This window comes from Microbulbifer maximicatervae (SeqCode), from assembly GCF_052466985.1.
Genome location: NZ_CP174298.1, coordinates 3,296,546 through 3,321,045, shown reverse-complemented (window position 1 = coordinate 3,321,045; position 24,500 = coordinate 3,296,546). Strand labels below are relative to the sequence as shown.

The window sequence follows — 24,500 nt, the reverse complement described above, 5'->3', positions numbered from 1 at the left end:
GGCGGGGGTGAGTGAATATAGTGCTGAGCCCGCAGTTTTCAAGGGGTTGGCGCTTATTAATTCTGCTTTTTTCGCCAATTGGCTAATAGAGCCAGTTGTTCTTCGGGGCTCAACTGGGCGCTGTTCTTGAGTTGATCGAGTAAATCGCGGTTGCGCTGCTTGTCTGCAGCTTGTTTCAGGCGCAGCAGACAGTCGTTAAATTCGGTGTGCGGATCGTATTCCAGGTTGCTGTCATCCTGGGCGAGTTGCCGCGCGACCGATACCAGTGGAGAAATAGCGAGCTTGGCCAGGGTATCGCAAGATTCTGCGCTGTGGTGTGCACGCCAGTGGCCGATCAATTGATAGAAATTTAATTGGGGGCGGCTTTTGTATAGCTCTACCAGCTGGATAAACAATGCCAGGTCTGCATTGCCGTCGATGGGGAATTGCTGTGGATTTTCGATTTGTGCTGCCAGCTCCGGGTGGTGCAACAGCAGGGCGATCAGCATGCGCTCCGGTGGCAGGAGATATTGGCTCTGGCGGCGCGGACTGTCGTAACTCGGTGCTGCACTTTCACTGAAGTTGTTGTCGCGCTGCCAGGGTTCCGGCGGTGTGCGGTGCTCCAGGTCCTCGTGAGGGGAATGTGCTTGGCTTGGCTCTCCCGGTGCAGCTGTAGGTTGCGGGTGGGGCTGTTGCGGCGCGCGAGCTTTTTCTGTGCGGATAACCTCTTGCAGGGTTTCCTTGTCGAGCCCGGTACGCGAGGCCAGTTGTTGGAACATCAGCTGGCGGTAGACGCCATCGGGCAGCTGGTCCAGCAGGGGAGCGGCGAGTTTGGACAGGCGCGCGCGGCCATCCATGGTCTGCAGGTTGATATCTTCGCTCAGTAGGTCGAAGAGAAAGTCTTCCAGCGGTAGGGATTGCTCTTTGATTAACTGCTGGAAACGTTCACCGCCCAGTTGGCGTACCAGGGTGTCCGGGTCCTCGCCTTCCGGCAGCAGCAGGAAGCGCAGGCTGCGCCCGTCCTGCATCTGCGGCAGGGCCGACTCCAAAGCTCGGCGGGCGGCGGCGCGGCCGGCGCGGTCGCCGTCAAAGCAAAACAGCAGTTCCGAGGTGTGGCGGAAGGCGAGTTGAATATGGTCTTCGCCACAAGCGGTGCCCAGGGTGGCGACGGCGCAGCGGATATCGAACTGGGCCAGGGCCACCACATCCATATAGCCTTCAACCACAATCAGGCGCTCTAAATTGCGGTTGGCCTGGCGCGCTTCCCACAGGCCGTAGAGTTCGCGGCTCTTGTGGAAAATCGGGGTTTCCGGGGAGTTCAGGTACTTGGGTTTGTCGTCGCCCAGTACCCGCCCGCCAAAGGCGATGGCGCGCCCGCGCTGGTCGCGGATCGGGAAAATAATACGGTTGCGGAAGCGGTCGTAGTGATGGCGCGCGTTGGGCTTGGTGTTGCCATCACTGTCCTGGCGGCGAATGGCCAGGCCTGCCAATTCCAGTTGATCCGCTTTCTCGGGGGTATCGGCTAATGCATTGAGCAGGTTGTCCCAGCCCGGGGGCGCAAGACCGATACCAAAGTCCCGGGCAATCTCACCGGAGAGGCCGCGATTGCGCAAGTAGGCCACCGCATTGCCTGCGGCGGGGTGGTTGCGCAGTTGTTCACGGTAGTAGTCGGCGGCTTTCTCTGTGAGCTGGTAGAGAGATTGACTCTCCCGCTGGCGCTTTTCTTGCCCCGGTGCCAGTTGTTCCCTGGGAACTTCCAGTCCACGGGTGGCTGCGAGTTTCTCCACCGCTTCTGGGAAGGGCAGACGGTCGTACTCCATGAGGAAGCCGATGGCATTGCCATTGGCGCCGCAGCCGAAGCAGTAATAAAACTGCTTGTCCGCACTCACGGTAAACGATGGGGTTTTCTCGTCGTGGAAGGGGCAGCAGGCAGAGTAGTTTTTGCCTGTTTTACGCAGCTTGACCCGGCTGTCCACCAGCTCGACGATATCTGCCCTTGCGAGCAGATCGTCGATAAAGTGCTGGGGTATCTTGCCGGCCATGGGAATTCGCTCAGCTTAGGCCAGTTGGGCCTTCACCAGTTTGCTCACCGCGCCCATATCTGCACGGCCCTGCACCTGGGGTTTAACCTGGGCGATGACTTTGCCCATATCCGCCATGCTGTTGGCACCGGTGTCTTTGACGGCGGAGGCAACGATATCGGTGATCTCAGCTTCGCTCAGCTGCTTCGGCAGGAATTCCTGGATAACTTCAATTTCAGCCTGCTCTACTGCTGCCAGCTCAGCCCGGCCAGCTTTCTCGTACTGGGTAATGGAGTCGCGGCGCTGCTTGGTCATTTTGTCCAGCAGGGCAAGGATGCGGGCGTCATCCAGGTCGATTCGCTCGTCGACTTCAACGCGTTTGATCTCGGCGTTGATCAGGCGCAGGGTGGCCAGGCGCTCTTTGTCTCGCGCTTTCATTGCGTCTTTAGTGGCTTGAGTCAGGGTTTCCTTGAGAGTGCTCATAGTGAGTGTTCCGAAATTGTTGGCAATGAATTTTGGATCAGGGGCTTAGGATAGCTTGTCTGTTGGGCGGGGGAAATGTGTTAGCCCAAACGAAAAACGGCGCGCGAGTATGGCTCGCACGCCGTTCTTTATAGCTCCGCTACGGGCTAAGCCCGTCCGGCCGCCTCGCTGCGACAGGCTTATGCAGCCTGCGGCTCTTAGTAGAGACGCTGGAACTTGCGGTTTTCGCGCTGAAGCTTTTTAGCGTGACGCTTTACAGCGGCAGCAGCTTTGCGCTTACGAACAGCGGTGGGCTTCTCGTAGAACTCGCGACGACGTACTTCAGACAGTACGCCTGCTTTTTCACAGGAGCGCTTGAAACGGCGCAGGGCGATATCGAAAGGTTCGTTGTCTTTGATTCGTACAGAGGGCATTAGGATACCTGTTAAAATTCGTTTCTCTCGGCCATTCCGGCAATGCTCTCGCAGTTGCATCCGGTGGCCGGTTCACAGCGAGGGCGCAAATTCTAAACACTCCTATACGGGATCGCAACCCCATTTTCCAGTATGATAACCACCCCTCGAAGTAGTCACGAGAATGAGATCAAGTGCGCGTCCTTGGTATAGAAACTTCCTGCGATGAAACTGGCGTCGCTATTTACGATTCTGAGTCCGGTTTGCTCAGCCATGCCCTGTTCAGTCAAGTGGACCTGCATGCCGATTATGGCGGAGTAGTCCCCGAGCTGGCGAGCCGCGATCATGTGCGCAAACTCTTGCCGCTGATTCGACAGGTAATGAAGAAGGCCGATACCAGCCCTTCAGAACTCAATGGTATCGCCTATACCGCAGGCCCCGGTCTGGTGGGAGCGCTGATGGTCGGGGCCTGCGCGGCCCGTGCACTGGCCTATGGTTGGGATATCCCGGCGGTGGCGGTGCACCATATGGAGGGCCACCTGCTGGCCCCAATGCTGGAGGATAATCCGCCCGCCTTTCCTTTTGTGGCCCTGCTTGTTTCCGGCGGACACACCCAGCTGGTGGAGGTGCGGGGGCTTGGCGATTACGAATTGATGGGTGAATCCCTAGATGACGCCGCCGGCGAGGCCTTTGATAAGGCCGCCAAAATGCTCGACCTGGACTATCCCGGTGGCCCGCGTTTGGCTGCCCTGGCGGAGAAAGGAGATCCCAAACGCTTTACCTTCCCGCGTCCTATGACGGATCGACCGGGGTTGGATTTCAGTTTTTCAGGTCTTAAAACCTTCACCCTGACGACGGTGCGCAAGCACGCCCTGGAGGATGGTTTGCCGGACGAGCAGACTTGCGCAGATATTGCTGCGGCTTTCCAGGAGGCGGTAGTGGACACCCTGGTGATTAAATGTCGTCGCGCTATTAAGGCTTCCGGCTATAAAACCCTGGTGATTGCCGGTGGAGTTTCCGCAAATAAATTATTGCGTGAGCGTTTGGAAACGAGCCTGCGAAAGGATAAGGCCAGCGTCTACTATCCCCGCCATGAATTCTGCACTGATAACGGCGCCATGATCGCCTACGCCGGTAGTTTACGTTTAAAAGCAGGGGAGCAGACAAGCCTTGCGGTAGATGTGCGTCCGCGCTGGCCTATGACAGAATTGCCCAAGACCGAACTTTAAAAATCCCAGGAATAGCCTGGCAGTAAAAAGAAAAGAGCCGATAAATGGATATTGTTTATATACGGGATTTAAAGGTGAATACCATTATTGGTATTTACGATTGGGAGCGGGAAGTGCGCCAGACGGTCAGTCTCGATTTGGAGATGGCCTTCGATATTAGTGAGGCGGCGCGAACAGACAATATCGAGTACACACTTAACTATAAAGCGGTGGCCAAGCGCTTGATCGCTTTTATTGAAAGCAGTGAGTTTCTGTTGGTGGAGACCATGGCAGAGCAGGCTGCGGCAATTGTCAGGGAAGAGTTTTCTGTAAGCTGGCTGCGACTGCGGTTGTCCAAGCCGGGTGCGGTCAGAGGGTCCAGGGATGTGGGTGTCATTATTGAGCGCGGCGAGAGGCCGGCAAAAGGTGCAGCAGCGATGTCTGCGGGAGTGTAAACGTGGCTCAGGTGTATCTCAGCCTCGGCAGTAATATCAATCGTGCGCAATATATCCGCGCAGCGCTGGATGCCCTGACCGGGCGGTTTGGCGAATTACAGGTGTCCCGGGTCTTCGAAAGTGAAGCGGTGGGTTTCCAGGGCGATAACTTTTACAACCTGGTGGTGGGGCTGCAGACTGACCTACCGGTAGGGCAGCTGGCCCTGTGTCTACGCGGTATTGAAGATGCCAACGGCCGACTGCGCTCCGGGCCCAAGTTCAGCGCGCGTACCCTGGATATTGATACCCTCACCTACGACCACCTGACCGGAACTGTCGACGGGGTAAAATTGCCTCGAGGTGAGATTGTAAAAAATGCCTTTGTATTGCAGCCTCTGGCAGAGATAGCACCGGAAGTACTGCATCCGGTCGAGCAGAAAACTTACCGTCAACTGTGGAATGAGTACGACCAGAACTCGCAAAAATTATGGCCGGTAGAATTTATTTGGCCGTGATTCCAATAAATTTTTAAAAAATGTAGATAAAAAAGCAGCCCTTTGAGGCTGCTTTTTTGTTAGGAATAATTAACTTAGGCTCATTAGTGCTTCTTTGGTGAACGGAGTGATTTCCTCCGCGCGATCTTCACGCACCTTGGCGAACCAGTGTGGGTCTTGTAATAGCGCGCGGCCAACGGCAATCAGGTCGAACTCCTGGTTGTCCATACGGCGGGTCAGTTCGCCTAAATCAGTAGGATTGGCAGTGCCGCCCATGCCCTGGTTATTGCCGCCGATAAAATCATCGTCGAGGCCGACACTGCCGACAGAAATTACCGGTTTTCCCGTCAATTCCTTGGTCCAGCCTGCCAGGTTGAGATCAGAACCCTCAAATTCTGGCACCCAGAAGCGTCTTGTAGAGGCGTGGAAAATATCAACGCCAGCTTCAACTAGCGGTGTTAGGAAGCGTTTCAGTTCTTCCGGGTTTTGCGCCAACTTGGCTTCGTAATCCTGCTGCTTCCATTGGGAGTAGCGCAGCACTATGGCGAAATCTTCGCCTACGGCTTCACGTACCGCTTTGATAATTTCTACTGCAAAGCGGGTGCGATTTTCGATGGAGCCACCGTACTCGTCATCGCGTTGGTTGGTACCTTCCCAGAAAAACTGGTCGATCAGGTAGCCGTGGGCGCCGTGAATCTCTACACCGTCAAACCCAATTTCCTTGGCTGCTTTGGCTGCGTCTGCAAAAGCTTGTATAACTTCCTGGATGTCCTCTTTGCTCATCGCCTGGCCATTGGGCTTGCCGGGTTTGAACAGGCCTGAGGGGGAGTAGCCGGGCACTGATTTATCCGGGCCTATGCCCTCTTTGCGCACGGAGCCTACGTGCCATAACTGCGGGATAATCTGGCCACCGGCAGCGTGTACTTCGTCTACCACTTTTTTCCAGCCGGCGAGAGCGGCCTCACCGTAGATTGCCGGAACATTCTCGTAGCCGTTTGCGGCTTTATGATTAACGAAGGTGCCTTCGGTAATAATTAGTCCCACTTCGCCCTCGGCGCGGCGGCGGTAATAGCCGGCCACTTGGTCATTGGGGGCGTAGCCCGGTGACATAGTGCGGGTCATGGGGGCCATTGCGACCCGGTTGCGCAGCTTTAGGGATTTATGCTCGAAAGGACGCAGTAGGTTGTCCAGGGAACCACTCATATTTCTCTCCTGAATGTCTCGATTCAACACTGGGACTTATTGGTCCCACTAGGTCACAACTAAAATGGTTGCGTTATAAGACCTTATTTTGAAGTTGAGTTCAACATTTGGTTTCGTATTGCAACTCTTTTGTCGGTATAATGGCTAGGGAGCCTCTGAATAACTCCGTAATGCCTCTGCGGGCCATGAGGGCTGCAGATGTTAGGCGCAGCTCGCCGCGAATGGCCGCAGCCCTTTGCAAGGGCTGCAACGCAGCAGCTGTGGCCTTCAAGGCCCGCCCTTTGGGGCGTGCAGAGCGATTCACACTCCGCGTTGCGACTTCTTGAAAGGTCTAGACATTCCTGTGAAGCCGCGCCTTGATTGTGAACCGCTCTGCATGCCAGAGGTATCACGGAGTTATTTAGAGGCTCCCTATATGTCACGTAAACGCTTTGATGATCTCAATTGCTCCCTGGCTTGCGCTCTGAATGAAGTGGGGGACTGGTGGTCCCTGCTGATAATTAAGCAGGCGATGCTGGGTACCCGCCGTTTTGTGGATTTCCAAAGAAACCTGGGAATTGCCAAAAATATCCTTGTGGATCGGTTATCACGTCTGGTGGATAACGAGGTGCTGGTACGCTTTGATGCGGGTGAACACGGCACTCGCTACGAGTACCGCTTAACGGAAAAAGGCCGGGACCTGTTTACGGTGGTAATCGCCCTGCGCCAGTGGAATCTGCGCTGGAACGGCAATAAAGATGGGATGCACCTGGTCGATAAAAACAGTGGTGAGCCTATCTCCGAAGTGGCTGTGCAAAATGCCCAGGGACAAAAACTCAGTATTCGCGATGTATTATTTGTGGATGAAAATGGCCAACCCCTAGAGCAGGCTGGCTAGCTGGCTTTTTGAGGGGCTCTATCAACCCTGGCTCTTGGACAGCAGTCTGATTATGTCCAGAGCCCTGCCCGGCTCCCAACGCATAACAGAGACAACGCCGTGCATGGCCAGTAGGCGCTGGTCTATTTCCCCTTTCTCCTGCAGCTTGTGTAATTTCTCTGTGGCCTCGGTAAAGCCGCGCTGCTCATAAGTGAGTAGTAATTTGACGGTCTGCTCCGCCGGAGTGATTTGGCGTGGAACAGGGGTATACCCCATCGCGCTTACCATACTCTCTGCCGCCAGCCAGGTGGACCAGGGGTTTTGCCCGGTAATAAGCTGGCCATCCACACTGACTTGTTCCAGGTAAGTGGGCCCAGCCTGAAAAAACGCGCCTTGCTCACGTAAGCGATCCTCAAGCAGGAATGGAAATCGTTGCTCGGCATCAGGGATAAGAAAAAGCTCCTCTGCGTTAGTAAAAGCACTGATCTGCCGATCGGCGATTAAGGGCTTGCCATTATCCAGGGTGACATTGGCAAGGGCTGCTGGCCCGTGGCATACCGCTCCGATAATTTTGCCGCTGTTATAGATTTCCCGCACCAGGGACTGGATATGGGGATTGTCGGGGAAATCGAACATGGTGCCTTTACCGCCGACAAAAAATACGGCCTGGTAATCCTCTGCTGATACCTGATCGATAGGAATACTGTTGTTGACCTTTTGTTGTGCCTCCGGGTCATTGAGAAAGGCATAGTCGAAAGGCCCCAGATCATCTTTATCGATCACCGCAGGCGGTTTGCCGCCTTTGGGACTGGCAATATCGACAATAAATCCGTTAGCTGAAAAAATGTAATAGGGGCGTGCCAGTTCAGTTAATTCATAACCAGTTGCCTTGCCACTATCTCCCATCGTTTCAGTACTGGTGACAACAGCTAAGATTTTTCCTCGGCTTTCTCTGGGTAATTGTTGTAAATACGGCAGGTCACTTACTGTCGTAGTGGAAAAGTCCTGCTCTTGGGGTGGAATTAGGCCCTTAATCCAAATAATAAAACCAAAAAATACGGACAAAGTCAGTGCCAGGGAAATAACAATTTTCTTCAACATATTAATCTCCAAAATTGCAGTAGCAGACGGAAAATCTTCTAGTGAGTTCGTAGGAGAATAAGGGATGGAAGGTGAAATTCAGGTGAGATTGTAATTGCTATTTAGGAAGAAAGAAAAAGCTGCACTCGAGATCGTATAAGGTATGGATGCCGATTCACTGTGCATCTCGAGCGCATACGGTAAAAATTTGAATCTTAGAACGCTACTGTGTAAAAGATAGAGCGCACTGATAAATATTTTTTTTACACTGGATAGAGATGGTCCAATTTAAGGCTTCACAGATTCTCTTGGCCAGGAAAAGGCCTTGACCAATGCCGTCACTGCCTTCCCTCTTTTGGCCGGGTAAGAGGGTGGTTTCTAGATCTAATTGGTTGTCTGTGGCGTTCTCAAAAAAGAGTGTGTCCCCCTTATAGGTAATAACCAATTCAGGGCTGGTAGCGTGCTGTAATGCATTGCTGATCAAGTTGTCGAAGAGCAGACTTACCAGGTGTCGATTGGCCAGGACTCTGACTTTGTGCCCTAACTTTAAATCAACATTAAAATGCTTTTGTACAATTAACTGGTGTTGAGCTAAAAGACGTTCCTCTAGTAAAGCGCACAATGGGATATCTTCCGACTGTAGAGACTCAGAGCGGGCGAGGGCTAATAGTGTCTTAACGGTTTTTTCCATACCGGTAACAGTTTCTAATAGCTCATTTTTCTCAGCTAAAGTCATTTCCCGATTTTGACTGAGAGCCAGTGTGCTTTTCAGAATGGTTAGCCCGGTGCGCAACTCATGGCTCGTATCCCGGGTAAACTCAGTTTCCCTGCGCAATGTTAGCTTGAGCTGGTTAAGTGTATCTTGCAACGTACTTGCAAGATAACCGATTTCATCTTGTTCATTGTTATAGGGCAGGGAAATTTGAGAATCGCAGTTTCTCTGCTGCTGAACTGCTTTAGCAAGGGTTACTACAGGAGCGATGGTTTTACGGGAAATACGAAAAGCACAATAGAGGGCTAAGAGTAGGGTCAAGATACAGGCGCAGGCAAAGAGCCAAAGAAGTTTTGAAGATTGTTGCGTAACAGTGAGCAATTCACTGACTTCAGCTACGAGAACGGCGGAATGGTTGTCCGGAAAATGTACTCTGCGTAAATGGAAGTGATGTTCAGTATCACTAAACCACTCAGCCTTTTCTGCATAGTTTGGTAGGGCAGTGCGCAGTTCGGCCGGAATTATTTTGCTTTCAGTGTATAGCGTTAAATAGGGTAGGCGTGGCTCTGGGGTCGTATTAGTCAGTCTTGTCTGCTGTTCGAGGTAGCGGACTTCTCCGGCCAATAAGTTATCGAGTAAATGATCTTCAACTACATAGGCCACCATCATACAAATGGCAAAAAACACCAAGCATAGCAGCAGGGTAAAACTGCCAAAAATAGCGAAGACCTTCCTCTGTAAATTACTGGTTTCGCGCATTGGGAGTTTCCAACTGATAACCGAGATTGGTGATGGTTTTTAACATAGGGGCCTGGAAAGGCTTATCCAGTGTTTGGCGAAGACTATAAATGTGGGATTTTAAGGCGTCTGTTTCTGGGGGTTCATCACCCCAAATATGGTGGATTATTGCCGAGCGGCTTACTGGTGCTGGCGACGCCTGGGCGAGCATAGTGAGAATGCGAAAACCGATAGTTGTCAGGGGCAGAGGCTGTTTATCCCGGTAGGCCGTTTGCTGGCGCTGGTTTATCTGTAAATCACCGACCTTAATTTCTTCACTGGTATGTAGCTGGTGTCTACGTGCCAGGGCGCGGCATCTCAATATCAGTTCCCTTGGTTCGAAGGGCTTACATAAGTAGTCATCGGCACCGATACCAAATCCGCGTTCTTTATCTGCGAGAGCATCTCGGGCAGTTAACATCAGAATTGGCATGTTAACTGGCGCTTGTGCTTTGATCTTTTCGCAGACCTCTAAGCCGTCCATATCTGGCAGGCCCAGGTCGAGAATAATCAGGTCGAAGATTTGTTCCAGGGCCAGCTGTAAGCCCTGGCGGCCCCGCTGGGCATAATCTATCTGCCAGCCCTCAGCGTGCAGGAATTCGGCAAGCTGGCGGGCGATAGTGGGGTTATCTTCAATCAACAATATCTTCAGTGAGCGCACCGGCAAATCTCTTTTGGCAGAGGAAGTTACAAAGCATTCTGACAGAGTGCCGGTGAAATTGAAGTGAAGCCCCGTTGTTGGACTGTTTTAGATATTGGTTGGACCGCTCTAGATATTGAGGTTGCGGCCGCCGTCAACGGCAATAACCTGGCCGTTGATATAGGGGGCGTCACAGATCAGGAAGCGCACGGTTTTGGCGATATCGCTGGGGTCACCGGTTCGGGCCAAAGGAATGCGCTGGGTGATTTGTGCTTTCTTGGCTTCGTTAGTTGCCTCTTGCTCCGACCAAAGAATGGCACCGGGGGCGACTGCATTGACCCGCACCTGGGGCGATAGCTCCAGAGCGAGGCTTTTTGTCAGCATTACCAGCCCAGCCTTGGCGGCGCAGTAGATAGTATGCTTGGGCATCGGGCGCTCGGCGTGAATATCCGCCATATTAACAACGCAACCCAGCTGTTGGCTGAGTGTTTCTTTCAGGGCCTGAGTGAGAAAGAAGGGAGCTTTGAGGTTGCTGCCTACCAGCCGATCCCAGTCCTCCTCGGTTGCACTTCCCACAGGTGTGGGGTGAAATGCTGAGGCATTGTTGACCAGAACATCAATACCGCCCCAGGCCTCTTGTGCACGTTGGGCCAGATTGGAACAGGCTTCGGCGCTATTCAACTCACTGTGCAACGCTATGGCAGAGTTGGGGCGACGTTGGTTCAGCTCGTTTGCCAGGGCCTTGGCAGCATCAGCCGAGTTGCGATAGTGAATAACAACTCTGTGATCTCTATGCAGCTCTTCAGCAATAGCACGGCCCAGGCGTGCGGCGGCACCGGTAATCAACACATTACGCAATGTAGTTATCCTTTACTCTGGCGATTGCCTTGATGCGCTCCCGGTCCAGTGCTTGCCCCAGTTTCGCACCCTGGTAGCCCTGTTTAATCAACTCCTCGGCAGTTACTGCCGCTGCCCCATCTCGAGCGGCGCGCAAAAATTCCACCTGTGGATAATCTCGATTCTCCAGCCCCTCACGACCTCGGGCATCTGCCTCACAGGCGCGAAGAAAGTTTTCAAATCGCTCGGGACGTCGCAAGGCATCCAGACTGCGGATCATTTTCATAATGGTCTGTGGGCGCAATTCGAAGGCTCTGTGGCAGTGCAGGTGATATTCGCAGACCCCGACAGCTAGTGCAGTCAGATCTTTTGGGGTACGCCAGCGCTCACAGACGGCCTTTACAAGAGGTACGCCTGCGGCCTCGTGGCCGTGGTGGCTGGGGAGAATCTCCTCGGGAGTCAGTCCTTTGCCCAGGTCGTGTAGCAGTACTGCAAAACGCAAGGGGAGCTCTGCCGGTGCGGCGCGCAGGGCTAGTAGTACGTGTTCTCCAGTGTCCACTTCGGGGTGGTGTTTGGGCGGTTGGGGAACACCAAACAAATTCTCTAATTCTGGTAACAGTACCGAGAGGGCACCGCAGTCTCGCAGTACTCGAATAAATATATCGGGGTCTGGCTCGGTAAGCGCCCGGCTTACCTCTTTCCAGACCCTCTCGGCCACCAGATATTCCACTTCACCCGCTTCTACCATCTGGCGCATGAGTATCATGGTCTCAGGGGCAACGCTAAAGCCAAGGTGATGGTAGCGGGCGGCAAAGCGGGCCACTCGCAGTATTCTTAGGGGGTCTTCGGCAAATGCAGGAGAAACATGGCGCAAAAGCCGTGCCTCCAGATCTTTCTGCCCGCCGTAGGGGTCTATTAGCTTGCCGTCGATGTCTTCTGCAATGGCATTAATAGTGAGGTCTCGCCGCAGGAGATCCTCTTCCAGAGTGATATTGGCATCGGCGTTAACGGTAAAACCGCCATAGCCGTGGCCGCTCTTTCTTTCGGTGCGAGCGAGCGCGTATTCTTCATCGGTCTCAGGGTGTAGGAATACTGGAAAATCTTTGCCGACTGGGCTGTATCCGAGGTCCTGCATTCTATCTGCATCTGCCCCAACCACTACCCAGTCACGCTCGGTGACTGGGCGATTCAAAAGACTGTCGCGCACTGCGCCGCCAACAAGGTAGATCTTCAAAGCATTTGCTCCAGAGCTGGAGGGACCAGTGATCTGATAGGTGATTGTACTGCCATAAGTCCATTTGTTCCGGCGTTGTTCCAGGTTTGTCTGCTGGACGGAGGATGAGCGGTAGGAGTGTAAGAAGCTTCGGCAAGATAAAAAAAAGGCCCCGAAAAAACAAGGGGGCCCAGGGTCTTAGGGTATTCGCTTAGCAAACATTTCTTTGCCAACTGTGGGGGCTCTGACTTAACGGCCACACCACTGGAAAGGATCCCGTGACAAGTCCCAAGTCACGAATCTAGTGTCATTCTAAGAAACCTGTCTTACCTGTCAACTATATCTATTAGTATTTTTTGAGGGGGTTGTTCCGCTGTTCGTTAATAAATTACATGGACCGAATTTCGGGCTGGGTTTGCAGCATTAAACAGCATAATTTATAGGGGCGGTTCAGCTGGGCAGGATAATTTCACGTGTAACTCTGTGGGGCAGAGGATACTTTCGGGAAGTTGACTGTTCTTCTTTTTAATCGCAGTTGTTGGGGAGAATAAAGATGAGCGAATTACATGTGCTAACCACCGGGGAAGCAGCCAGGTACTGCGGTGTTAACTTCCGAACGGTGATTCGCTGGATTGAGCGTGGCCAGCTCAAGGCATACAAACTTCCAGGGCGTGGTGACCACCGTATCTGTGTTGAGGATTTCGTGGGCTTCCTGCGGGACAACTCAATGCCAGTTCCGAACGACCTGGCAGTTCCCAGTCGAAAAGTGCTTTTGTTAACGACTGATCCTGAGCTGACTTCAGGTGGACGCCAGGCACTTCAGCAGATGGGGTGTGAAGTTGAAGTAGCTAGTGATAGTTTTTCCGCCGGTATCTTGATGGCGAGTGCCAAGCCGGTGTTGTTAGTGGTTGACACTGGGTTGCTTGGGGAGAGTGGGTTTCAGGTGCTGGACTACCTCAGATCCCGCAGTGAGTATTCAAATTTGAGCATTCTGGTTGTGCCTTCTGATGACGATGGCGAGAAAGCCCGTTGGCTGGATGCTGGAGCTGATGCTCTTTTAACTCACCGTTCTGAGCACGGTGAACTTTCTGCAAAGGCCAAGCTTTTGTTGGAAGCTGATGCCTAAGTAGCGCGATTCGCTAGTGGGTATTATTTCCCCATTCTGTGCGGGGCTGGTATTTCAACAGTTCCCGCGCTGAAACCTAAATGGGTTTTGGTATTAACATAGACTCTTCTTCACCCTCCGGTCGGTCCCGACCTTGCTCCGGGCAGTGACAACTGGCCGTTATTTGATCCCCGTTCAAACTATTCAGGTGAACATCGAAGCCCCATAGCCGGTGAAGATGCCTTAATACCTCTGCTGTATCTTTACCAAGAGGGCGACGGCGGTGCTGTGTGTGGTGCAGGGTCAGTGAACGGTCACCACGGGTATCTACTGAATATACCTGGATGTTCGGTTCCCGATTGCCCAGGTTGTACTGTCCCGCAAGGTTCTCTCTTAACTGGCGATAACCGCTCTCATCGTGAATTGCGCTGACAATGATATCGTTCTCTTTATCGTTGTCGCTGATACAAAATAGTTTCATGTCTCGCATAACCTTGGGAGACAGGAATTGTAAAATAAAACTTTCATCTTTGAAGTCGCGCATGGCGAATTGAAGGGTTTCACGCCAATTACTTCCAGCAATGTCTGGGAACCAGCGGCGATCCTCTTCAGTGGGGCTTTCACAGATACGCCGTAAGTCAGTAAAAATACTGAAGCCTAGGGTATAGGGATTGATACCGCTGTAGTGAGGGCTGTCAAAAGAGGGTTGGTAGATAACATTGGTGTGGCTTTGAAGAAACTCCATCATAAAGCCTTCAGTCACCCGCCCGCGCTTGTACAGCTCGGTTAAGAGAGTGTAATGCCAGAAGGTAGCCCAGCCCTCATTCATTACTTGGGTTTGCCGCTGTGGATAAAAATATTGGGCCAGCTTACGTACAATACGCACTAGCTCCCGTTGCCAGTTTTCCAGGAGAGGGGCATTTTTCTCAACAAAGTACAGGATATTCTCCTGAGGCTCTTCGGGGAAACGTTTCTCCTTTGCCTCCTCTATACCGTCACCGAGTTTTGGGATGGTCCTCCATAAATCATTGAGCTGCCTCTGGCGGTATTCTTCTCGCTCTTGCTGTTGGCGTTCTTCTTCAATAGCCGAGATTGGGTAAGGGCGTTTATAGCGATCTACACCGTAGTTCATTAGGGCATGACAGGAGTCGAGAATGGCCTCGACTTCATCAAGCCCGTAGCGCTCTTCACAGCGGGAAATATAATTTTTGGCAAAGATCAGATAGTCAATAATACTGCTGGCATCTGTCCAGGAGCGAAACAGGTAATTCCCTTTAAAGAAAGAATTGTGCCCATAGGAGGCGTGAGCAATCACCAAAGCCTGCATTGTCATGGTATTTTCTTCCATGAGGTAAGCGATGCAGGGATTAGAATTAATGACTATTTCATAAGCCAGCCCCATCAATCCGCGCTGGTAATTATTTTCCACGCTGATAAATTGCTTGCCAAAAGACCAGTGGTGATAACCCACTGGCATTCCTACCGAGGAGTAGGCGTCCATCATCTGCTCAGAACAGATAACTTCAATCTGATTTGGGTAGGTATCTAACCCAAACTCTTCTGCCAGTGCGCCGATAGCGCGATCATATTCCTGAATTAATTCAAAAGTCCATTCTGAGCTTGTTGATATGGGCTGAGGCGAATCAGATTCAGATGCTTCAGCGCCACTGGCAAATTTATCGAGCATCAGGCTGTCACCTTTTGGCGGAACAGTTGTCGGAACACCGGATAAATATCCTGTACATCGACAATCTGCTCCATAGCAAAGTGATCGGGGAATAAAGTACGAACACTTTCATATTCTTCCCACAGGGCCTGGTGATCTCTGGGAGTAATTTCCACATAAGAGTAATACTGCACATGGGGCATAATATCGTCGATAAGGATTCGGTGGCAGGTACTGGAGTCGTCGTTCCAGTTATCACCATCTGAGGCCTGGGCTCCATAGATATTCCATTCGCTGGCGGGGTAGCGATCTCTTATAATGCGTCGCATTAATTTGAGCGCGCTTGAGACAATGGTGCCGCCTGTTTCCCGTGAATAGAAAAACTCCTCTTCATCAACTTCTTTGGCGCTAGTGTGGTGTCGAATAAATACGACTTCTGTATATTCATAACTGCGCTGTAGGAACAAATATAAAAGTAAGAAGAAGCGTTTGGCCATATCCTTTGTGGCTTGGTTCATCGAGCCGGATACATCCATCAGGCAAAACATCACCGCCCTAGATCGTGGTTTTGGTTGTCGAATCAGCAGGTTATATTTCAGGTCGAAATCATCGAGGAAAGGGACTCGATTGATACGGCTGCGAAGTTCGGCGATTTGGTTTTTAAGAGCCTCAATTTTGCGCTGGTCTCGCAGAGCAGTATCTTTGTTTTCTTCCTGGGATAGGTCTTCCTCTAAATTGCGCAGGTTTCTTCGCTTATTACTGGTCAAGGCGATGCGTCTTGCATGGGCAGCCCTGAGTGAGCGGATCACATTGAGACGACCTGGAGTTCCTTCATTACTAATTCCGGCACGTACTATTTGAAAAGACTCATTGCCGGCCAGGCGTTGCTTGATCATATTGGGCAGCTGGAGCCCCTCAAACATAAAGTCCAGAAACTCTTCCTGTGATATCTGGAAGACAAATTCATCAACCCCTTCCCCACTATCACTGGCACCACCACCATTTCCATCACCGCCTCGCTGACCTTGACGAGGGATACGATCACCAGCAGTAAATTGCTTGTTTCCGGGTAAAACTCGCTCTACGTGCCCACCGCTACCGTGAGAAAATAAGGGTTCGCTGATATCCCGAGTAGGGATACTGATTTGCTCTCCCTTATCCATGTCCATAATAGAGCGGCTATTCATGGCGTCGCCGACAGCTTTCTTAATGTGAGCCTTATAGCGCCTTAAGAATCGCTGCCGATTAACGGTACTCTTTTTCTTTCCATTCAAGCGGCGGTCGATGATATAGCTCATATTTCTGCCTTTGTTCTGAATAAAGCTCACAGGCATCCATCGCCATAAATCTATTCAGAATATTTCCTGCTGAATCCACCAAACACAATTATTGGTATCTTCACTATAGCGAGCCATTGAGAGTTCCGATGAGATGCTGTGAAATCGTTCAAGTGCTCACTAAAAGTTAATGATCTAATCAGTATCCGGGTTTGGCTTCCTTGTGTTTTTCCAGTGACCTTAATGAAGGAAAACCTTACTATTGAGATTTTCTCACGCGTAGATACCATTCGGATAACAATCTAACCTGCTTCTCGGTATAGCCGCGTTCAACCATACGCGCAACGAAGTCTGCATGCTTGCGTTTATCATCTGCTGACGCCTTGGTATTAAAGGATATAACTGGCAGAAGATCTTCCGTATTGGAGAACATTTTTTTCTCGATAACGGCACGTAATTTTTCGTAAGATCTCCAGTCGGGATTTTTTCCCTGATTGTTAGCCCTGGCGCGGAGTACAAAATTGACTATTTCATTGCGGAAATCTTTCGGATTGGAAATTCCTGCAGGTTTTTCTGTCTTTTCAAGCTCTTCATTAAGGGCGCCGCGATCCAGTATTTCACCGGTTTCTGGGTCGCGATACTCCTGGTCCTGTATCCAAAAATCAGCGTAAGTGACATAGCGATCAAACAAGTTTTGGCCGTATTCAGCGTAGGATTCCAGGTAAGCTGTTTGGATTTCCTTACCGATAAATTCTACGTATCTTGGAGCTAAATATTCCTTGATAAACCCGAGGTAAGTCTCTTGCACTTCTGGTGGAAATTGCTCCTGCTCTATTTGCTGTTCCAGAACATAGAGTAGGTGGACTGGATTTGCCGCCACCTCAGTAGCATCGAAATTGAAAACTTTTGAGAGGATCTTAAAGGAGAAACGGGTGGATAGTCCGTTCATGCCTTCATCTACCCCTGCATTATCTCTGTATTCCTGAATGGTTTTTGCTTTGGGGTCGGTATCCTTTAGGTTTTCACCGTCATAGATACGCATCTTTGAATAAAGGCTGGAGTTCTCAGGGTTTTTAACTCTCGACAATACAGAGAATTGCGCCAACATCCGCAGGGTGTCTGGTGCACAGGGCGCTTTTGACAAGGAGCTATTTTCTAGCAGTTTCTGATAGATTCGTATTTCTTCCTGCACTCTTACACAGTAGGGCACCTTGACGATATAAATACGATCTAGGAAAGCCTCATTGTTGCGATTATTGCGGAAGGATTGCCATTCTGATTCATTGGAATGAGCGAGGATTGTACCGTTGAACGGAATTGACCCCAATCCCTCTGTACTGTTGTAATTTCCTTCTTGTGTTGCAGTTAGTAGGGGGTGAAGCACCTTGATAGGCGCTTTGAACATCTCGACAAACTCCATCAGTCCCTGGTTGGCCCTGCATAAACTACCAGAAAAGCTATAGGCGTCAGGGTCATTCTGGGGGAAATCCTCAAGCTTACGAATGTCGATCTTGCCAACTAGTGATGAAATATCCTGGTTATTTTCATCACCGGGTTCTGTTTTTGAGATAGCAACTTGATCGAGAATAGAAGGACGAATTTTTACGACACGGAATTTACTGATGTCCCCTTTAAATTCATGCAATCGCTTAACAGACCAGGGAGACATAATAGTGTTAACGTATCGACGTGCAATGCCGTAGTCCTCTTCAAGGATGCGGCCGTCCTCAGTAGGAGAGAAAAGGCTCAAGGGAGATTCAAATACTGGAGATCCCTTAATTGCATAGATGGGCACCTGCTCCATCAAGGCTTTTAGCCGCTCTGCAAGGGATGACTTTCCGCCACCAACAGGACCTAGCAAGTACAGGATTTGCTTCTTCTCTTCCAGACCCTGTGCGGCATGTCGGAAGAAAGAGACAATTTGCTCTATGGCTTCCTCCATACCATAGAATTCACTGAAGGCCTTGTATCGCTTAATAACCTTATTACAGAAAATACGTGACAGGCGCGGGTCCCGTGAGGTGTCTACCAGTTCGGCCTCGCCAATGGCCATCAGCATCCTCTCAGCTGGTGACGCATAGGCACTGCGGTCTGTCTTACACAGCTCCAGGTATTCCTGAATACTGAGTTCCTCGTCCTGGATAGATTCGTATCTTTCCAAGTAGTGATTGAAAATTGTCATGGTGTCTACCTCCCTGTAGCCTACTGGAATTAGCTCAGTTCCCTGCTTTGGTTAGGATGTCGTACGCCCTTGGCTTCTCTTGCCCAAATGGGACGAGCGATGTATGAGCTGTAAAGTCCAGATCGTGTTTGGGATACGCTTGGCGTGAAGCACTATCGTTATTGCCGTTGTGAACCTTGTTCTTTGCTGGAGTAAGTGTTGAATGCTCTCCAGCTTTTCCAGCATAGCTTTCCCTTTGAATGAGACAGTGGAATGTCACTTATATAGGTTGAATTGAGCGGCTGTTTTACGCTTTACTACAGCCCATATTGGGTATTAGAGAAATATTGAGGAACATAAATGGCGATTTTGGTGACTGGAGGTGCCGGATATATTGGCAGTCATACCTGTATCGAGTTGCTTGCTGCCGGCTTAGAGCCTGTAGTTGTGGATAACCTATCGAATAGCAGTGAGGAAGCCCTACGGAGGGTCGAGTTAATTGCTGGCAAAGATATCCCTTTTCACCATCTGGATATTAGTGATAAGGAAGGTTTACGCAAAGTATTCTCTGATCATAAGATTGACGCCGTAATTCACTTCGCGGGGTTGAAAGCAGTTGGTGAATCTGTTGCGCAGCCTCTGCGCTATTACCAGAATAATGTAGCTGGGACCTTAACTTTATGTGAGGTGATGGAGGAGTTTGGAGTTCACCGCCTGATCTTCAGTTCGTCGGCAACGGTCTATGGTGATCCTGAAACAGTACCAATTAAAGAAGATTTTCCTACTGGCGCAACCAACCCCTATGGCTCAAGTAAGTTGATTGTGGAAAACATGTTGCGAGATCTTTGTGCTGCGCCGAACAGCCAGTGGAAAGTGAGCTTGTTGCGTTACTTCAATCCGATTGGGGCCCATGAAAGTGGGACTATTGGTGAAGATCCCAGTGGTATCCCCAATAACTTACTACCCTATGTTTCCCAAGTGGCAGTAGGTAGATTGGAGCAGCTACAGGTTTTTGGCGGTGATTATGATACCGTCGATGGTACTGGAGTTCGAGATTATATACATGTAGTTGATTTGGCTCGCGGACACTTGGCGGCGCTAAACTTAATATGTAAAGAAGAAATTTCTGAGGGTTGTTATACCCATAATCTGGGGACGGGACAGGGCAGTTCTGTTTTACAAGTCGTTCGTGCTTTCGAGAGTGTCAGCGGGAAGGAAATTCCCTATAACATTGCTCCGCGGAGACCCGGAGATATTGCAGAGTGTTACGCAGATCCAGAGCTGGCTGAAACAGAGCTGGGGTGGAAAGCTGAGTATGATTTAGTGCGTATGGTGAAAGATACCTGGCGTTGGCAGTATAAAAATCCTAAAGGGTACAGTGCAGATTAGGCAAAATTAAGTTAAGGAAATTTGATCCTATTTTTTGCCTCACAGAGGATTAGGTTTTTCTATCAACCTGATAATGCTCATTGCTTGCGCAGCTCCATGCGGATATTGCAGGTAATGAGTTTCTTTCATGTTCTAAATAAAATTATATCATCAGTACCTGCGTTAAGGGGCCATTAAGCTACCGATAGATACAATCCTGTTGATTGACTTGAATGTTTATGATTAGCGAAGAATAAGAACTATTTGTCTGTCTGGTTGTATGTATAACTCTGTATTGATAGTTATCAATATATGGAAGCATTTATTACTTCAATTTTTATTTATTTTTCTCAATCTAAAAGGAGTTAAGATTGAAATATATTCAGTTTTTACTGTTAGTTTTAACTAGTTTTTCAGCTTTAGCTGAAGATATATCTGGGGTGGATATCACGATTGAGAAGCAGGGCGATAAGCTCTGGAAGCTTACCTATCAAATGGATAGGCCGGCAAGCCGGATTAGCTTTGTGCGTAACCCGGATGCCTCTCGTATAAAACGCTGGAAGCCTGTGTCACCAGAATTTGAATTAGTTTCTATGGAAGGTGAAGAGTTTCTGGTTAGAAAAGATAGAAGTTCATTCGAACACATTGAAATTTTTTTGACGTCTAGCTATATATCTCTTCCCAAAGACTATGCACCTTTCTCCCCCTATTCAGATGGTGGAAGCCTGATATATACGGGCCGCTTTTTTGCTTGTATTGACAACTGTGATTATAAAGCAAAAGCCTGGCGAGTAACTATGCAGGTTCCCCCAGGTGAGCATATGATTATTAACGGGAAGATAAATGATCGGACAGCCAGCTGGATTGATCGTGATAATGGAATGATGGTCTATGTTGGAACTCAAGAACCTATAAATACAGTTAGTGTTGTAGCTGTTATTGATAAAGGTTTGCCGGAAAAATTGAGATTGTCTTTAGAATCAGATATTCCCAGGTTAATGAGTTATTTTGAGCAAAGGCTTGGGGCACTAAGTGGAGCAAAGCCTGCTTTGTATGCATCATATGCGAATGTCGATGATAACTCTTGGCAGGGGGGGACCTTGCCACATCAGATTTTTATGCATTGGAATATGAATGAACTTGATGGGAAATTTTCCAACCCTAACTTTATTAATGAAACCATTTGGTTTTTTGCTCATGAGGTCGCACATTTATACCAGCAGGGTAGTGAAACAGGGTTGTATGGTGATGCAAATGAATCGTGGTTACATGAAGGGAATGCGGATTGGTTGGCAGCGCTGGCTTTATTAGATTTGTATCCCGAGTCATCAAAATATGTCTCTAATAAAATTAAGGCTTTTAAGGAAAGTTGCACAAAAGGTGTAAAAGAGATTCCTTTGGTTGAGGCTGCTAACCGGGGCAGGTTTGATCTGTATTATAGCTGTGGTCTGCTCATACATCGAGCAATTGACCTGTTTCTGCAAAGTGAAAATGCTGATTCGTCAAATATTTTTTCGATATGGAGCAGTTTTCGTCAAGAGGTCGAGGGCGGCGGAGAAAAAGGCGCTGATACTTTCTTGGTGCTTCTCAGCCAGAGGGAAGGAGCAGCGGAACTTGTTAACTCTATTGAGCTTTTACTTGATGGGAAACCGTCGAGTGTAGGAGTTGCTTTGGATCAATTAACTCATGGCTTATAAGGTTATTCAAGCTAGGTAAACTGACAGTTACACTCCCAAGTGATAACTGTCAGTTTATTTTTTTAGATTCGGTCGGTTTAAATTCTTCTTTTAGGCTTCAGGGCGAAGTGATTTTTATAAGCTGCAGTCTGTACAAAAAAATTCTTCATCACTTAATCGCATTGCAGTCAGGTATCCTCCCCACACGCAACCTGTGTCTAGGGCATAGATATTCTCAGTATCCGCGCGGCCTTCCAGGGCAGCCCAATGCCCAAAAATAATCTTGTCATTTCTGGTTTTTCGATTGGGAAAGCTAAACCATGGCTGGTATTCACCGTGAGAGGCCTGGACCCCCTTTTTATTGATTAGATCCAGAGTGCCATCAGCCTTACAAAATCGCATTCTTGTGAAGTAATTGGTAATGGACCGCAGGCGTTCGATGCCGATCAAATGATCATCCCAACAGTGTGGCTCATTACCGTACATGCCATAAAAAAATGCCTTTGCCATAGCTTCGTCGGCGAGGGCCTTATGCACTTCAGTGGCGAGCTTTTGCGCTTTAGTAACGCTCCAAATGGGGGGGATACCGGCATGCACCATGGTGTACCCCTTCTTATGTACTAGAAGGGGTAGGCTTTGTAGCCACTCCAGTAACTTATCAGAATCTTTTGCTTTTAAAACCTTGGCAAGGTCGTGCTCTTTTTCAGACAGAGATTTAGCGCCATGGGCGATCGCCAGTAAGTGGAGATCATGGTTGCCCAACACAGCTGTAACCTGCTGGCGGTGCTCATAGAGATAGCGAAGGGTGCTTAGGCTATCCTCACCCCGGTGAACTAAGTCTCCGGCAAGCCAGAGTTTGTCACGGTCAGCACTAAACTTGATTTTCTTGAGAAGGCTTTGAAAAGCTGCAAAGCATCCTTGAATATCTCCGATGGCGTAAGTTGCCAAGATTTCCCCCAAAAATATGAAAAATAATTATTGTTGTTGCAAGTTTGTACAGTAGTCGGCTAGCTTAACAAAGTCCTCGACGCTTAAGGTTTCTGGTCGGCGGCCGGCATCAATGGGTAGCAGCTCGGGGTCGAGATCCGGGAATAGGGGTTTTAAAGCATTGCGCAGGGTCTTACGGCGCTGTTGGAAGGCTATATTGACGATTCTTTCCAATAACCCTTCATCTTTTGCGGTAAATGGCAGAGTGCTGTGGGGAACTAACCTCACGATGGCAGAATCCACTTTGGGGGCGGGCCGGAAAGACTGCGGGGGTACAGGGAATAGGCCCTGTACGCGACAGTAATATTGAACCATCACGCTAAGTCGCCCATAAGATTTAGTCGAAGGCGTAGCGCTGAGCCGATCTACCACCTCTTTCTGAAGCATAAAATGCATATCCTGGACTTGCCCGCGAAAACTGAGCAGATGGAACAGTAACGGTGTGGATATGTTATATGGAAGGTTACCGACAATGCGTAGCTGCTTATCTCCAGCAAAGGTGCCAAAGTCAAATTTTAATGCGTCCTTTTCAATGATGCTAAATTCCGGGTATTCCCTGAATTTAAATTCCAGCATCGGAATCAGGTCGCGATCCAGTTCGACAGCGGTTAGAGATGGGCACCGTTTTAGTAGTAATTCTGTAATTGCCCCTTGACCCGGGCCAATTTCCACTAGCGTATCTGATTCTTTAGGGCCTACCGCACGAACAATGCGCTCGATAATATTTTCATCGACGAGAAAGTTTTGTCCAAAGCGTTTGCGGGCTTTGTGTTGAAAGAAGTTATCCATTGATATATCTGTAACCTGGATGATTAATTTTGCGGTTAAGCCTTGGGGTGCTAGTGAGCATTTCAGTTGGATACCCTTTAGGGCCTTTCACTGCGCTCACGTGGTGAGGGCATGGTTCACTCTTTCTCCAAGCAAGTTTTAGGCACTGCGCAATTTAGCTATCGCCACAGCCTGAGACAGTGCGGCTTTGAGGCTGCCGCAGTCTGCAATGCCTGTGCCCGCGATATTGAGAGCTGTGCCGTGGTCTACTGAAGTGCGGATAAAGGGTAGCCCCAAAGTGATATTGACGGCGTGGCCGAAACCCTTGAATTTTAACACTGGAAGCCCCTGATCGTGATACATAGCTAAAACGGCGTCACATTCCGACAAATGCGGTGGGGTAAAAAGAGTGTCTGCGGGAAGTGGACCTTTCAGTGATATACCTTGGTGGCGTAAGTGTTCGAGCGTGGGTTCAATTATTTCTATTTCCTCATGGCCTAAGTGTCCCCCCTCTCCAGCATGGGGGTTGAGGCCGCAAACGCTAATACGAGGATTGGAGATGCAGAAGTGTTCCCGCAAACTGGCGTCGAGGATGGTAATAATATGCTCTAGAAGCGGGGGGGTGATAGCAGCGCTCACATCTTTGAGGGGCAGGTGAGTTGTCACTAGAGCAACCCGAAGGTCCTCTGCTGCTAGCATCATAACGACACGCTCAACTCCGGCTTTTTCAGCAAAGAACTCTGTATGGCCACTAAATGGAGTGCCGGCATCATTGATAATGCCCTTGTGCACGGGCCCTGTAACCACGGCATCAAACTGGCCGGCCAGGCAACCCTCTGCCGCAACTGAAAGGGTTTCCAATACATAGGGTGCATTGACTGCATTCAGTAGGCCAGGTTTAGCTGGCTCGGCTATGGGGACCGGTAGTATGTAGAGAGCACCGGTAGGTGTCCCCTCTGTGCCTGCTGTGGACAGAGGAAGGAGCTGAAGAGGCAACCCCAATGCCGCAGCGGTCTCTGTCAGTAGCTGGGGATCAGCAATTGCGACAATCTGTGCTGGAGAACTCTCTTGTGCGATCTTCACAGCGAGCTCAGGGCCAATACCTGCAGGTTCTCCGGGGGTGAAGGCAATTTTAGGAGCCATTGCTATATAACTTTCCTGTA

22 protein-coding genes are annotated in these 24,500 nt (G+C 49.9%); 7 read left to right on the top strand and 15 right to left on the bottom strand.

Annotated features, from left to right (window positions below):
• Positions 1 to 56 precede the first annotated feature (56 nt).
• From dnaG to rpsU, 3 genes are all read right to left on the bottom strand, one after another.
• Positions 57 to 2,021 carry a DNA primase gene (gene dnaG, locus ACJJI3_RS14760; protein WP_444940130.1) on the bottom strand — a complete coding sequence of 655 codons (1,965 nt, stop codon included), beginning with the start codon at positions 2,019 to 2,021 and terminating at the stop codon, positions 57 to 59.
• A gap of 15 nt (positions 2,022 to 2,036) precedes the next feature.
• Entirely contained in the window at positions 2,037 to 2,483 is a 447-nt protein-coding gene (locus ACJJI3_RS14755) for a GatB/YqeY domain-containing protein (protein WP_108731584.1), read from the bottom strand.
• Positions 2,484 to 2,680: 197 nt separating this feature from the next.
• Positions 2,681 to 2,896: a 30S ribosomal protein S21 gene (rpsU, locus tag ACJJI3_RS14750; protein ID WP_020411530.1), complete on the bottom strand. Its 216-nt coding sequence runs from the start codon at positions 2,894 to 2,896 to the stop codon at positions 2,681 to 2,683.
• A gap of 173 nt (positions 2,897 to 3,069) precedes the next feature.
• Between rpsU and tsaD the strand changes: the two genes are divergently transcribed.
• The 3 genes from tsaD to folK are packed head-to-tail and all read left to right on the top strand — an operon-like array spanning position 3,070 to position 5,032.
• Positions 3,070 to 4,104 (top strand): tRNA (adenosine(37)-N6)-threonylcarbamoyltransferase complex transferase subunit TsaD, encoded by a 1,035-nt coding sequence (gene tsaD / locus ACJJI3_RS14745; RefSeq protein ID WP_444940129.1) that lies wholly within the window; start codon positions 3,070 to 3,072, stop codon positions 4,102 to 4,104.
• 44 nt (positions 4,105 to 4,148) lie between these two features.
• Positions 4,149 to 4,538 carry a dihydroneopterin aldolase gene (folB, locus tag ACJJI3_RS14740; protein WP_020411528.1) on the top strand — a complete coding sequence of 130 codons (390 nt, stop codon included), beginning with the start codon at positions 4,149 to 4,151 and terminating at the stop codon, positions 4,536 to 4,538.
• 2 nt (positions 4,539 to 4,540) lie between these two features.
• Positions 4,541 to 5,032 carry a 2-amino-4-hydroxy-6-hydroxymethyldihydropteridine diphosphokinase gene (gene folK / locus ACJJI3_RS14735; RefSeq protein ID WP_444940128.1) on the top strand — a complete coding sequence of 164 codons (492 nt, stop codon included), beginning with the start codon at positions 4,541 to 4,543 and terminating at the stop codon, positions 5,030 to 5,032.
• 69 nt (positions 5,033 to 5,101) lie between these two features.
• Here folK and ACJJI3_RS14730 read toward each other — a convergent pair whose 3' ends face one another.
• Positions 5,102 to 6,214, bottom strand: coding sequence for an NADH:flavin oxidoreductase (locus ACJJI3_RS14730; protein ID WP_444940127.1), 1,113 nt, complete (start codon positions 6,212 to 6,214; stop codon positions 5,102 to 5,104).
• Positions 6,215 to 6,629: 415 nt separating this feature from the next.
• Here ACJJI3_RS14730 and ACJJI3_RS14725 point away from each other — a divergent pair, with 415 nt between their 5' ends.
• Positions 6,630 to 7,091: a winged helix-turn-helix transcriptional regulator gene (locus tag ACJJI3_RS14725; protein WP_444895328.1), complete on the top strand. Its 462-nt coding sequence runs from the start codon at positions 6,630 to 6,632 to the stop codon at positions 7,089 to 7,091.
• Between the two features lie 21 nt (positions 7,092 to 7,112).
• On the opposite strand, the gene ACJJI3_RS14720 is transcribed toward ACJJI3_RS14725, so the two are convergent.
• The 5 genes from ACJJI3_RS14720 to ACJJI3_RS14700 form a co-directional block, all read right to left on the bottom strand.
• The gene (locus ACJJI3_RS14720) at positions 7,113 to 8,171 is read right to left on the bottom strand and encodes a type 1 glutamine amidotransferase domain-containing protein (RefSeq protein ID WP_444940126.1); all 1,059 of its coding nucleotides are present in this window, start codon (positions 8,169 to 8,171) and stop codon (positions 7,113 to 7,115) included.
• Between the two features lie 202 nt (positions 8,172 to 8,373).
• Positions 8,374 to 9,621, bottom strand: a complete 1,248-nt coding sequence (locus ACJJI3_RS14715; protein ID WP_444940125.1) for a sensor histidine kinase — start codon at positions 9,619 to 9,621, stop codon at positions 8,374 to 8,376.
• Complete coding sequence (locus ACJJI3_RS14710) at positions 9,605 to 10,300, bottom strand: response regulator transcription factor (protein WP_413664232.1); 696 nt, start codon at positions 10,298 to 10,300, stop codon at positions 9,605 to 9,607. Before ACJJI3_RS14710 ends, ACJJI3_RS14715 begins: the two co-directional genes overlap by 17 nt.
• Positions 10,301 to 10,408: 108 nt before the next feature.
• Positions 10,409 to 11,128 (bottom strand): pteridine reductase, encoded by a 720-nt coding sequence (locus ACJJI3_RS14705; RefSeq protein WP_444942562.1) that lies wholly within the window; start codon positions 11,126 to 11,128, stop codon positions 10,409 to 10,411.
• Position 11,129: 1 nt separating this feature from the next.
• Positions 11,130 to 12,350, bottom strand: coding sequence for a multifunctional CCA addition/repair protein (locus ACJJI3_RS14700; RefSeq protein WP_444940124.1), 1,221 nt, complete (start codon positions 12,348 to 12,350; stop codon positions 11,130 to 11,132).
• A gap of 532 nt (positions 12,351 to 12,882) precedes the next feature.
• Between ACJJI3_RS14700 and ACJJI3_RS14695 the strand changes: the two genes are divergently transcribed.
• The gene (locus ACJJI3_RS14695; protein WP_444940123.1) at positions 12,883 to 13,455 is read left to right on the top strand and encodes a helix-turn-helix domain-containing protein; all 573 of its coding nucleotides are present in this window, start codon (positions 12,883 to 12,885) and stop codon (positions 13,453 to 13,455) included.
• Positions 13,456 to 13,531: 76 nt separating this feature from the next.
• Here ACJJI3_RS14695 and ACJJI3_RS14690 read toward each other — a convergent pair whose 3' ends face one another.
• The 3 genes from ACJJI3_RS14690 to ACJJI3_RS14680 all read right to left on the bottom strand — a co-directional run bounded on the left by ACJJI3_RS14690 (position 13,532) and on the right by ACJJI3_RS14680 (position 18,559).
• Entirely contained in the window at positions 13,532 to 15,121 is a 1,590-nt protein-coding gene (locus tag ACJJI3_RS14690) for a SpoVR family protein (RefSeq protein WP_444940122.1), read from the bottom strand.
• The gene (locus ACJJI3_RS14685; RefSeq protein WP_413664237.1) at positions 15,121 to 16,398 is read right to left on the bottom strand and encodes a YeaH/YhbH family protein; all 1,278 of its coding nucleotides are present in this window, start codon (positions 16,396 to 16,398) and stop codon (positions 15,121 to 15,123) included. The genes ACJJI3_RS14690 and ACJJI3_RS14685 overlap by 1 nt, the downstream gene beginning before the upstream one ends.
• Before the next feature lie 238 nt (positions 16,399 to 16,636).
• Positions 16,637 to 18,559: a PrkA family serine protein kinase gene (locus ACJJI3_RS14680; RefSeq protein ID WP_413664238.1), complete on the bottom strand. Its 1,923-nt coding sequence runs from the start codon at positions 18,557 to 18,559 to the stop codon at positions 16,637 to 16,639.
• A gap of 339 nt (positions 18,560 to 18,898) precedes the next feature.
• Between ACJJI3_RS14680 and galE the strand changes: the two genes are divergently transcribed.
• Positions 18,899 to 19,927, top strand: coding sequence for a UDP-glucose 4-epimerase GalE (gene galE, locus ACJJI3_RS14675; protein WP_444940121.1), 1,029 nt, complete (start codon positions 18,899 to 18,901; stop codon positions 19,925 to 19,927).
• 350 nt (positions 19,928 to 20,277) lie between these two features.
• Positions 20,278 to 21,603 (top strand): M1 aminopeptidase family protein, encoded by a 1,326-nt coding sequence (locus tag ACJJI3_RS14670; RefSeq protein ID WP_444940120.1) that lies wholly within the window; start codon positions 20,278 to 20,280, stop codon positions 21,601 to 21,603.
• Positions 21,604 to 21,717: 114 nt separating this feature from the next.
• Here ACJJI3_RS14670 and ACJJI3_RS14665 read toward each other — a convergent pair whose 3' ends face one another.
• The 3 genes from ACJJI3_RS14665 to pdxA all read right to left on the bottom strand — a co-directional run bounded on the left by ACJJI3_RS14665 (position 21,718) and on the right by pdxA (position 24,480).
• Positions 21,718 to 22,530, bottom strand: coding sequence for a symmetrical bis(5'-nucleosyl)-tetraphosphatase (locus tag ACJJI3_RS14665; protein WP_444940119.1), 813 nt, complete (start codon positions 22,528 to 22,530; stop codon positions 21,718 to 21,720).
• Positions 22,531 to 22,557: 27 nt separating this feature from the next.
• Complete coding sequence (gene rsmA / locus ACJJI3_RS14660) at positions 22,558 to 23,358, bottom strand: 16S rRNA (adenine(1518)-N(6)/adenine(1519)-N(6))-dimethyltransferase RsmA (protein ID WP_444940118.1); 801 nt, start codon at positions 23,356 to 23,358, stop codon at positions 22,558 to 22,560.
• A gap of 138 nt (positions 23,359 to 23,496) precedes the next feature.
• Complete coding sequence (gene pdxA, locus ACJJI3_RS14655) at positions 23,497 to 24,480, bottom strand: 4-hydroxythreonine-4-phosphate dehydrogenase PdxA (protein ID WP_444940117.1); 984 nt, start codon at positions 24,478 to 24,480, stop codon at positions 23,497 to 23,499.
• Between the last annotated feature and the right edge of the window lie 20 nt (positions 24,481 to 24,500).

Bases quoted from the DNA above. Each gene is read 5' to 3' on its own strand.
- dnaG (WP_444940130.1), bottom strand. From the start codon at position 2,021: ATGGCCGGCAAGATACCCCAGCACTTTATCGACGATCTGCTCGCAAGG.
- ACJJI3_RS14755 (WP_108731584.1), bottom strand. From the start codon at position 2,483: ATGAGCACTCTCAAGGAAACCCTGACTCAAGCCACTAAAGACGCAATG.
- rpsU (WP_020411530.1), bottom strand. From the start codon at position 2,896: ATGCCCTCTGTACGAATCAAAGACAACGAACCTTTCGATATCGCCCTG.
- folB (WP_020411528.1), top strand. From the start codon at position 4,149: ATGGATATTGTTTATATACGGGATTTAAAGGTGAATACCATTATTGGT.
- ACJJI3_RS14730 (WP_444940127.1), bottom strand. From the start codon at position 6,214: ATGAGTGGTTCCCTGGACAACCTACTGCGTCCTTTCGAGCATAAATCC.
- ACJJI3_RS14725 (WP_444895328.1), top strand. From the start codon at position 6,630: ATGTCACGTAAACGCTTTGATGATCTCAATTGCTCCCTGGCTTGCGCT.
- ACJJI3_RS14720 (WP_444940126.1), bottom strand. From the start codon at position 8,171: ATGTTGAAGAAAATTGTTATTTCCCTGGCACTGACTTTGTCCGTATTT.
- ACJJI3_RS14715 (WP_444940125.1), bottom strand. From the start codon at position 9,621: ATGCGCGAAACCAGTAATTTACAGAGGAAGGTCTTCGCTATTTTTGGC.
- ACJJI3_RS14695 (WP_444940123.1), top strand. From the start codon at position 12,883: ATGAGCGAATTACATGTGCTAACCACCGGGGAAGCAGCCAGGTACTGC.
- ACJJI3_RS14690 (WP_444940122.1), bottom strand. From the start codon at position 15,121: ATGCTCGATAAATTTGCCAGTGGCGCTGAAGCATCTGAATCTGATTCG.
- ACJJI3_RS14685 (WP_413664237.1), bottom strand. From the start codon at position 16,398: ATGAGCTATATCATCGACCGCCGCTTGAATGGAAAGAAAAAGAGTACC.
- ACJJI3_RS14680 (WP_413664238.1), bottom strand. From the start codon at position 18,559: ATGACAATTTTCAATCACTACTTGGAAAGATACGAATCTATCCAGGAC.
- galE (WP_444940121.1), top strand. From the start codon at position 18,899: ATGGCGATTTTGGTGACTGGAGGTGCCGGATATATTGGCAGTCATACC.
- rsmA (WP_444940118.1), bottom strand. From the start codon at position 23,358: ATGGATAACTTCTTTCAACACAAAGCCCGCAAACGCTTTGGACAAAAC.
- pdxA (WP_444940117.1), bottom strand. From the start codon at position 24,480: ATGGCTCCTAAAATTGCCTTCACCCCCGGAGAACCTGCAGGTATTGGC.